This is a genomic window from Staphylococcus pseudoxylosus, from assembly GCF_003697915.1.
GTDB classification, from domain to species: domain Bacteria; phylum Bacillota; class Bacilli; order Staphylococcales; family Staphylococcaceae; genus Staphylococcus; species Staphylococcus pseudoxylosus.
This window is the reverse complement of the sequence record NZ_RCVN01000019.1, coordinates 23,445-32,707: the sequence shown is the minus strand read 5'-3', so window position 1 is coordinate 32,707 and position 9,263 is coordinate 23,445. Positions and strand designations below refer to the sequence as shown.

Sequence of the window (9,263 nt, the reverse complement as noted above, 5' to 3'; positions counted from 1 at the left end):
ACATGGCAATGAATGAGCAAATGGGATACATGAATAACAACATGAATCAACAAGACATGGCAATGAATGAGCAAATGGGACACATGAATAACAACATAAATCAACAGAACATGGCAATGAACGAGCAAATGGGACACATGAATAACAACATGGGTCAACAGGACATGGCAATGAACGACCAAATGGGGCAAACAACTATGATGCCATATTATAATTATGATGGATATACAACATATGATGGACAATTTACTCAAGCATATGATTTTGTAAGCGCATTACAACACGACAACGTTATGATTGATGGTTATAAAGTTAATACAGCTGCATCTGATAAAGATGTTGTATCAAGTAAAGCAGTTTATGACTCAATGATCGATATGAATAAAGATGGACAAGTAATTCATATAACTTTTGAAACGAAACCAGATACGGTAAGTAAAGAAATGTTTGAAAAAGCACATATGACTAATCATATGGTGGATGAAGGCACGACAACGGATGGCTCATATATGACTTACGAAACCAATAACGGTATGTATCAAGCTTTCTTCGATAAGCATGGCTATTTAATGAAAGTAATGATTCGTTAATTTATATATGAATAAAGGCATAAAAAAAGCCCCAATTTTAAGGGGCTTTTTTTTAGTGATATTATTGTTTAATGTTTGAGGTCTTGTAATATCTTTTTTGCATATTCGTGATCATCGTGATCGTATTTTTGGCCTTTATAATTTTGTGGTTCATTTATACCAGTAAGTAAAATGATCTCATTATTTTTATCTGTTGCCTGTAGAAGTGATTTTATGCCTTCTTTCCGTGAAGCACCACGCAAAACATTGCTCGTTCTATAGCAATCTGGTAAATGCTTAAACATAAAGCGAAGGATTTTTTCTGGGTCTTCATATCCTACTTGTTCTGCAGCAATCATCAATTTATGAATACCCTGAGGTAATGTATCTACGGTCAATTTTATTTTATCTAAACCTCTCAATCCTATGCCTGTAACCATTGTATTTAAGCGCTTATTAATACTTTTACTATAATTCAAAGCGTTATTTATAGATTCTTTAATGGCCAAAGCAGTGTGTGCAAAATCCAATATAATCGTATAAGCATCTATTTCTACTATTTGAAAGCGATGTAATGGTGGATTAATTGTGGAAGCAACTTTAACGATTTTCTTTGAATCAAAACCTAGTTTATCCAAAGCGAATATACTTGTGGCTAAGTTTATAAAGTTATGCCCACCTTTAAATCTAGGTACGATTGTATATGCATCATTGTTAATCTCTATATCCAAAGCGTCATTAGTAATATGATATTGATAATATGCGTTTTGTGTAGTAGAAAAATGCCGTTCGTCTTTTAAAATAGTACGATATTCTGCCGTATCTAAATTGACTAAATTTAGTGAGCTTAATCTATCTAGTCTTAATTTAGCTTTTAAATAATTAGTCATAGTTCCGTGATATTCTAGATGTTCTGGACTGAAATTAGTGAAAACGGCTAAATCATTTTTGATAAAATCTGTCCGTCTTTGATCCAAAGCTATAGAAGTAGCTTCGTAAACGATATAATCATAATTTTCGTTATAAAAGTAATTTATAATCTCAGCCATTTCAAAATACATTGGTGTAGTTTGAGTTGAATGCTTAAAGTTAAGTTTATTATAATTCCCGTCGTATATTCCCATCGTACCTATAATAGCCACTTTTTTATCAAGTTGTGTAAGTAAATTACCGATCATATGACTTGTTGTCGTTTTACCATTTGTACCTGTAACAGCGATGAAATTCATATGTTCAATTGCTCTTTTATAAAATAATTTGACTAAGTTATTAGCTACTTCTGGAAAATCTGTTATATAAATCATAGGCATATGATATACTAAATGGCTAAATTTAGAGGGGGACGCATCTGTAATCACAAGCAAAGGATTCATCTCATTAGCACATTGAGCATAATATGTTACATTTTCTGAATCTTTTAGCATAAATAGGGTAGCTTGGCTTATATCTTGGTACATTGAAGTAACTTTTTCACAAACGACTTCTGAATCTAATTTTACACATTTTGAAGATTCGACTGTATTTTGCTTAATGACTGACAAGATATCTTTAACGGTTATTTTCATAGTTTGTATCCACCTTTTCTATTCAGTTTCTAATCGTACAAATATAATCAGTGTCTTATTAAAAATGTAATTAAGAGATATACGTATAAAAATTAAAAAAGGATCACATAAATTAGTGATCCTTTCAGATAATTTTATTAAACTTCTTTACTAGCCATGATCATTTGTCCTTTAGGTTCTGCGTTGTTTGGTGAAGGTTCTAAGGTGATTGCAATGGTATCATTTCTGTCTACATCGATGTCATTTAAGTCGAATACGACCATACCTTTGTTATTTTTAGTTGCGAATGTTCCTGCGGGATGCGGTTTGTCATCTTTAATGACCCAAACTTGATAAACTTCATTACCTGTTGTAGCTTCAATATCATTAGCTTCGACCATTAACTTATTATTAGTTTTGCTATTAGATACATAAGCTTGACCTTGTGTTTTTTCTTCATTCATAGATTTCAAATTGATGGCGTGTGTATCATTGGTATTAATCAATGGTGACGATTGTTTCTGTGATTCTTTGTGGTTAAAATATTGAACGCCATTTCCAATCAGTGATAACAGTAATAACGCCGCCATAATCCCTATAGAAAATCGTTTAACCCATGTATGCTTAGTTTGCTTATAATCACTTTGTTTATATTGCTGTGATTCATTTGAATTTTGGGTAACACTTTTATGCAAAGGCATAGCGTCTTGACTGTGGTCGTTTGATTGATTCTGTTGGTTTTCATGATCTTCATTAATAACTGCGTCTAATATTCTTTGCTTCATACCCGTTGGAGGTTCAACTTCTTTATTACTATAAGGAAGCGTATCGTGAAGAATATTAATGGCGTTTAAAGCTTCATCACTTTCAGAAGATGAATGTAATGCTTTTTCAATTTCTTCTTTTTCGTATTCATCTAAATTGTCATTAAAATAATCGTATATTTTATCAACTTTTTTATCATTCATTTTCTTCACGCTCCCTTCTTGAAACTTTTTTAAAGTAGTTATTTAAATGTTGTATTGATAAGCGAAGTCTGCTCTTTACAGTGCCTAAAGGTGTGTCCAATTTATGTGCAATCTCTTGTTGGCTTAACCCTTTATAATAAAATAGAGCAATGATATCTTGTTGATCTTTATTTAAATATGAAATCATTTTTTGAATGTGTTCTGAACATTCTTTATCTAATAAATCATACTCAGGTAAGCCACTCAGTTGTAGTCCTTGAAATTCCTCGTTGAATTCACTTTCTGTGATTTTTCGCTTTCTTACAATATCAATTGCTCCATTACGACATAGTGTAATGAGCCAAGTTGATAATTTACCTTTTTCAGATTTGAAAATTGCTTTTTGATGCCAAATTTTCATAAAAATATCTTGTAAGATTTCCTCACTAGATTGCTTGTCTTGAGTGATTTTATAAGCCAAATTAAATAACAATGACTCGTACCGATCATATAGGATTTCTAGACTTTTGCTATCCTTTTTCTCCACAATCAGTTTATATAGATCATTTTCATCTAGCGTGCCTTCCCCTCCTTGTTTATAAAAATACGTAATTTGAATAGAAAAAGTTCACCAATCAGGGTGAACTTTTTATTGAAATATATTCATAAAATAAAAAAGTTAAATATTAAGTTATTATTAAATGATAACTTAATATTTAACTTATGTGTATATAAAGTTATAATGCCTATAAATGAATATTATTTATAAATTTAAAAAATATAATTAAAAATTATTGGATTGCTGAGTGGTTTTAAATCAGTTTATCGTTAATGTTTAAATTGAAGCTTTCCGTGGTGAGGGCGTGAGACGCTTGGAATAATTACTTTCATTTTTAGTAGTATTTAACCTGTGATAAATTAAAGTGACAGTATTGAATATTTAAGTTAAATAAATTCTATATTGATAAGCTTTAATGTGCCAGCGGCTGATAAAATACTTGATTCAATTGAATATAAAAACCTAATTCATAAATAATTCAAGCTACAACAGAGATATGCATAAGGTAGTAATAATAGTTGATTTTTAAAATCTTAGGAGGCTAAATATGGATTTCTATTCTAGAGATTTAATTGATACAGATATAGATGACATAAATGAATTACATAACTTAACAGAAGTAACTAAGTACCAAACTTGGCGTGCTCAAAGTAATGAGGAGACGAAGCAATTTATTAGCGAAGTTATAAATAAAGATTCGAATTTTGTTTATAATGTTTTAGTTAATCCTGATACTGATAAAGTGATTGGGACGATACAATTAGCTATAGATGAAGAGCATAAAAGTGCCGAAATCGACTTTATTATTCATCCAAATTATTGGAACAATGGTATCGCAACAAATATAGCTAAAACCATTATCAAATATGCCTTCAAAGTGCTGAAATTAAACAGAATATGGGCATCTATTGATTCAAATAATATAGCGGCAAGCATGGTGTTACAAAATTTAGAAATGAAGCTAGAAGGTATATTTAGAGAAAATAGGCTAGTAGACGGTGAATATAGAGATACATTAAACTATGCTATTTTGAGAAGTGAATACTAACTGTTAAACCCACTTCTTTAAAGAGCAGCTTTTTTAAAGCAGCACTTATTAAGTTATTAAGTTAGTGCTGCTTACATCTAAGTTTTATTCAGGTGTTCTACTTTTAAAAGTGAGTGGCGTATACACATGAGTACTTACTCAGGTGTTCCGCTTTTAAGAGTTAGCGGGGCTTATGCATGAGCTAAGGCTCAGGTAATCATTTAACCCTTTCAAATCCAGCTATATCGCAGGATAACGCAACTTTTTAATTATATTAGATTTCTGTTTCGTGCGTTTATTGTTTTTAGATGCCTGAGCTTTGCATCGGCAAATGTGAAGTTTGGTCATAATTGATAATAGTATAATGACCATCAGTAATTTTTAGTGTGCTCATACTGCCATTTGTAAGTTTTGTAATACCGGTCCCCAAGTTACCATTTGAATAATGATGAAATATGGCATTTATAAAAGCTCCATGAGAAATGATTAATATATTTTTATCTTTATAAGTATCATTAACTAAATCTATACCTTTTAAGAAGCGGTCTTTGATTACCGCTTCTTTTTCTTTATTTGGATAAATGAGTGAAGGGAATTTTGCACTGCGTTCTTCCGGAGTTAACCCTTCAGCATCTCCAAAAGAAACTTCGATAAAAGCGTCGTTTTCTATCAATGGGATATTTAAGTAATGTTGAATCCATTGTGCAGTTGTTTTAGCTCTTGATAATGGGCTTGTAAGTATTACATCCCAATGTGATGCTTTTAAATACTGGCCGCATGCTTTGGCTTGTTCTATACCTTTCTCATTTAAAGGGGTATTTGTAAGTCCTTGTAATCGCCCAGCAGTATTCCAATCAGTTTCTCCATGTCTGATAAAACATATCTTCGTCATTATAATCAACCTCTGTCATTGTATAGTCTCTAAAAGTATTTTGAAGTTAAAAATTTAATTTTAACATGTAAAGTTTTTCATAAAGTATTGTGCGTAAAAAAGTGAGAAACCTACTTTGTGTAATAGGATACTCACTTTAGTTGTTAATTATATTATTATTTTGGAGAAAATCAATGAAAGCAATATTTACAATAGATGTATTAATCTTCTAGTATTGTTTCTAGTTTGGCTAACTCAATCGTTGTATCTATATAAACTTGAATACCCTTGGCTATTTGTTGCTCAGTGACAGATTCTTCTGGTGAGTGACTAATGCCTTTTTTACAAGGAATAAAAATCATACTCGTGGGACAAATAGGTGCGAAATTCATCGCGTCATGGCCTGCACCACTATACATATAACGGAAACTATAGTCGGACTGAAGACAACTCAGTTCAGTAATTCGAGCCATTTTATGATTGAAACTTCGTGGGTCGTCTTGACCTAAATCGTCTAAATGGTATACTGTTTTGCGTTTTTGAGTAATAGCTTGAATTTGTTGTTGGATTTCTGTAACAACTTGTTCACGTACTGCTAGGTCTTTTCCACGAATATCAATAAGCAAAGTGACTTCACCTGGAATTGCATTCATCGTATTTGGATATACATTAGCGTAACCAACTGTCGTAACAATGCCTTGATCATGATAAGCTTGCCCTATAGATTCAATACTTAAAATAATTTCTGACGAGGTAGTCAGTGCATCGATTCTCATAGGCATAGGAGTAGAACCAGAATGACTCGTGACACCTTGGATATTCAACTTAAAACGGTGAGGGGCAGCAATATCTGTGACAATACCAATATCTTTGTTGTTCTTTTCAAGGATTGGACCTTGTTCAATGTGCAGCTCTAAAAAAGCTTTAATTTGGTTACGTTCAAATAATGCAGCCTTGCCATGCATATCTTGAGATAAGGGTTCGACGACATCATAAAGTATATTGCCTTCATTATCTTTAATATATTTCATATCCGATTTCGTCATCTTACCTGTTAAGTATTTACTTCCTAATGTAGCCTCGTTAAATCTTGTTGACTCCTCACAGGCAAAAGCAATGACGATGATAGGGTGATCAGTTTCTATTTCATGTGTATTTAAATGTTCAATCACCTCTAAAGCACCTAGTACACCAAGTAACCCGTCATATTGGCCACCGTCTTTCACAGTATCAATGTGAGAACCTAAAACTACCGGTTTCAAAGATGGGTCTTTACCTTCTCTGCGTGCAATGACATTTCCGAAGAAATCAAAATATACATCTAATCCAGCTTTTTGGCATAACATAGAAAACTTTAATGCAGCTAACCTCTCTGGGTGTGTAAATGCGATACGATTAATACCACCATTGCGTTCGTTTCGAGCAAAGTTATTAAACGTTTGAAAATTATCTAAGACATTTTGTAAATTCACTATAAACATTCTCCTTCAATTAAATGCGTTGGTTTAAAAAATGTACGGCCTTCTTATATAAATTAATGCTAGTTTCATTTACTGTTCTATCAAAGTCATGTTGGTTATCTTCTAAAGTTTCCATATGACAATTTTTCACGTTTTGATAGATATATTCACTTTCGCTATATGGCACATCTGGATCATTGATACAATGGACAATGAACGTTGGTGGAAAGTGATTGAGTTGCTGAGGTGAAATATTATAATCACTTTGCGTTGAGGTCTGAATGCCTAAATAATCTAGCCATTTAGCTTCTCCACGTGCATGTATATAAATAGAGTATCTGGCTTGCATAGGTCCAGTGGTTAACGGTTGCTGTTGAATCAATTGGTTGAGTATCTCAGGAGTGATTTTAGATGATAGTGCTTGATACTGCGAATTTGGTCTTAAAAATGATGGTACATGTACACGGCAATAACCATAAAAATCAACAATGCCATCAACCTGACGGTGTGTTGCGACAATCATTGCTAAAAAAGCACCTGCAGAACGACCGAATGTAAATAAAGGTAATGATGGATAGCGTTGTTTAGTCGCATCACATTGCAGTAAAGCATCACTAATAATTGTATTTATATTACTTTCAGGTGCGAGACGGTAAGAAGCAAGAACGAGATGAAAGTCTTGTGTTAATAAGTCTATGTAATTCTGTGGAAGATCGTCAGGGCTCCCAAAGATTAATCCGCCACCATGAAAGTACGTGATAACGCCTTTTGGATGTTTGCTTTTTGCTTCAATAACTGTGAAAGGTAAGGTGAATCCATCCTCAGTCATCATTTCAGAATGATATTGAGACAAACCTATCATCCTCCTATATATAAAATTTGCTAACTATAGTATCTCAAAGAAATGTTTAGAAGTATTTGTATAAATCGAATAAAAGTCTTAACCATTATTGTTAGAAATGTGAATGATAACTAAAATGTAAACGCTTATAATTGGTTATGAAATGAAAAAGGAGTTGAATTTAATGGACATACGATCTTCTTTTGAATCTTTAGATAAAAAATTCACCGGTTTTGGTGGATTAAACGGTGGCGGTATTACGCGCTTACTATATTCAGATGAGTGGTCAAATGCTGTACATGAATTAAAACATACATTAGAAAAAGAAGGATTTGAAGCTAGCTTCGATAGTGTTGGTAATTTAAAAGGACGTATTGAAGGTAGTAAATATCCAGAAGAGACAATTATGTCTGGATCACATATTGATACTGTTGTTGAAGGTGGTCATTTAGATGGTCAGTTTGGTGTATTAGCAGCGTTAGTTGCAATGCAATCATTGAAAGCTGAGCATGGTCAACCACTACGTTCACTTGAAGTCTTGGCGTTAGCTGAAGAAGAAGGTAGCCGTTTCCCGTATGCGTTTTGGGGAAGCAAAAATTTCTTTAACTTAGCGAATCGTGAAGACGTGAATGACATTGCTGATGGTGAAGGTATTAATTTTAAAGCAGCGATGAATAACGCTGGTTTTGATTATCGCAGTGAAGATAATGATTATAGCTATATTAAGTCATTTATTGAAGTACATATTGAACAAGGCAAAGTATTGGAAACTGAGAAGAAAGCAATCGGCGTCGTCAATGGCATTGTGGGACAAAAACGTTACACAATTAATTTGAAAGGTGAAGCAAACCATGCGGGAACAACACCGATGGGATTAAGAAGAGATGCAGTAGTTGCTTTCAGTAAAATCGCAACAGAGCTAACTGATAAAGCAAGAGCGATTGGAGACCCGCTAGTTATTACTTTTGGCCGCGTTGATCCAGTGCCAAACACAGTGAACGTAGTGCCAGGTGAGGTTACTTTTTCAATTGATTGTAGACACATCAATCAAGCAGCGTTGAATGATTTTGCACAAACGATTGATGATTGCATCAAAACGGTATCAGAACAAGAAGGTGTCGAATACGACATTAACTTATGGATGGACGAAGCGCCGACCATGATGGATGAAAGTTTGGTCAAAGTAGTAGAACAAGCTGCTGAACAAGTAGTTGGTTCTAATGATAGTAAAATAATGCCATCAGGTGCAGGACACGATTCTCAAATCTTTGCTAAATACATACCGACCGCAATGTTGTTTGTCCCATCTATTAATGGTGTGAGTCACAATGTTACAGAAGAGACTGATATTGAAGATTTGGTTAAAGGTATAGAGGTGCTCAAACAAGTATTGTATCAACTTGCTTATAAAGAATAAGCGTTAAATAACTACTGATTAAAGCAAT

9 protein-coding genes are annotated in these 9,263 nt (G+C 33.2%); 3 read left to right on the top strand and 6 right to left on the bottom strand.

What is annotated here, in order from left to right:
- The coding region (gene isaB / locus D9V42_RS13435) for an immunodominant staphylococcal antigen IsaB family protein (protein ID WP_122065362.1) at positions 1–590 on the top strand (590 nt) is incomplete at its 5' end.
- A 68-nt stretch (positions 591–658) separates the two neighbouring features.
- Here the strand turns inward: isaB and D9V42_RS13430 are convergent.
- The 3 genes from D9V42_RS13430 to D9V42_RS13420 form a co-directional block, all read right to left on the bottom strand.
- A complete protein-coding gene (locus D9V42_RS13430; RefSeq protein ID WP_107555268.1) occupies positions 659–2,134 on the bottom strand; it encodes a Mur ligase family protein in 1,476 nt (491 codons plus the stop codon).
- 137 nt (positions 2,135–2,271) lie between these two features.
- On the bottom strand, positions 2,272–3,081 hold the full coding sequence (locus D9V42_RS13425; RefSeq protein WP_122065360.1) for an anti-sigma factor: 810 nt from the start codon (positions 3,079–3,081) through the stop codon (positions 2,272–2,274).
- Positions 3,074–3,607: an RNA polymerase sigma factor gene (locus tag D9V42_RS13420; RefSeq protein WP_241961461.1), complete on the bottom strand. Its 534-nt coding sequence runs from the start codon at positions 3,605–3,607 to the stop codon at positions 3,074–3,076. The genes D9V42_RS13425 and D9V42_RS13420 overlap by 8 nt, the downstream gene beginning before the upstream one ends.
- Positions 3,608–4,166: 559 nt before the next feature.
- On the opposite strand from D9V42_RS13420, the gene D9V42_RS13415 reads away from it, so the two are divergent.
- Positions 4,167–4,667, top strand: coding sequence for a GNAT family N-acetyltransferase (locus D9V42_RS13415; protein WP_107555265.1), 501 nt, complete (start codon positions 4,167–4,169; stop codon positions 4,665–4,667).
- Between the two features lie 283 nt (positions 4,668–4,950).
- Here D9V42_RS13415 and D9V42_RS13410 read toward each other — a convergent pair whose 3' ends face one another.
- The 3 genes from D9V42_RS13410 to D9V42_RS13400 all read right to left on the bottom strand — a co-directional run bounded on the left by D9V42_RS13410 (position 4,951) and on the right by D9V42_RS13400 (position 7,839).
- Complete coding sequence (locus D9V42_RS13410; protein WP_107555264.1) at positions 4,951–5,538, bottom strand: histidine phosphatase family protein; 588 nt, start codon at positions 5,536–5,538, stop codon at positions 4,951–4,953.
- Positions 5,539–5,738: 200 nt separating this feature from the next.
- Positions 5,739–6,989, bottom strand: coding sequence for a M20 family metallo-hydrolase (locus tag D9V42_RS13405; RefSeq protein WP_107555263.1), 1,251 nt, complete (start codon positions 6,987–6,989; stop codon positions 5,739–5,741).
- A 19-nt stretch (positions 6,990–7,008) separates the two neighbouring features.
- Positions 7,009–7,839, bottom strand: coding sequence for an alpha/beta hydrolase (locus tag D9V42_RS13400; RefSeq protein ID WP_233665240.1), 831 nt, complete (start codon positions 7,837–7,839; stop codon positions 7,009–7,011).
- Between the two features lie 163 nt (positions 7,840–8,002).
- Between D9V42_RS13400 and allC the strand changes: the two genes are divergently transcribed.
- Positions 8,003–9,235, top strand: coding sequence for an allantoate deiminase (gene allC, locus D9V42_RS13395; RefSeq protein ID WP_107555261.1), 1,233 nt, complete (start codon positions 8,003–8,005; stop codon positions 9,233–9,235).
- Positions 9,236–9,263: the final 28 nt, after the last annotated feature.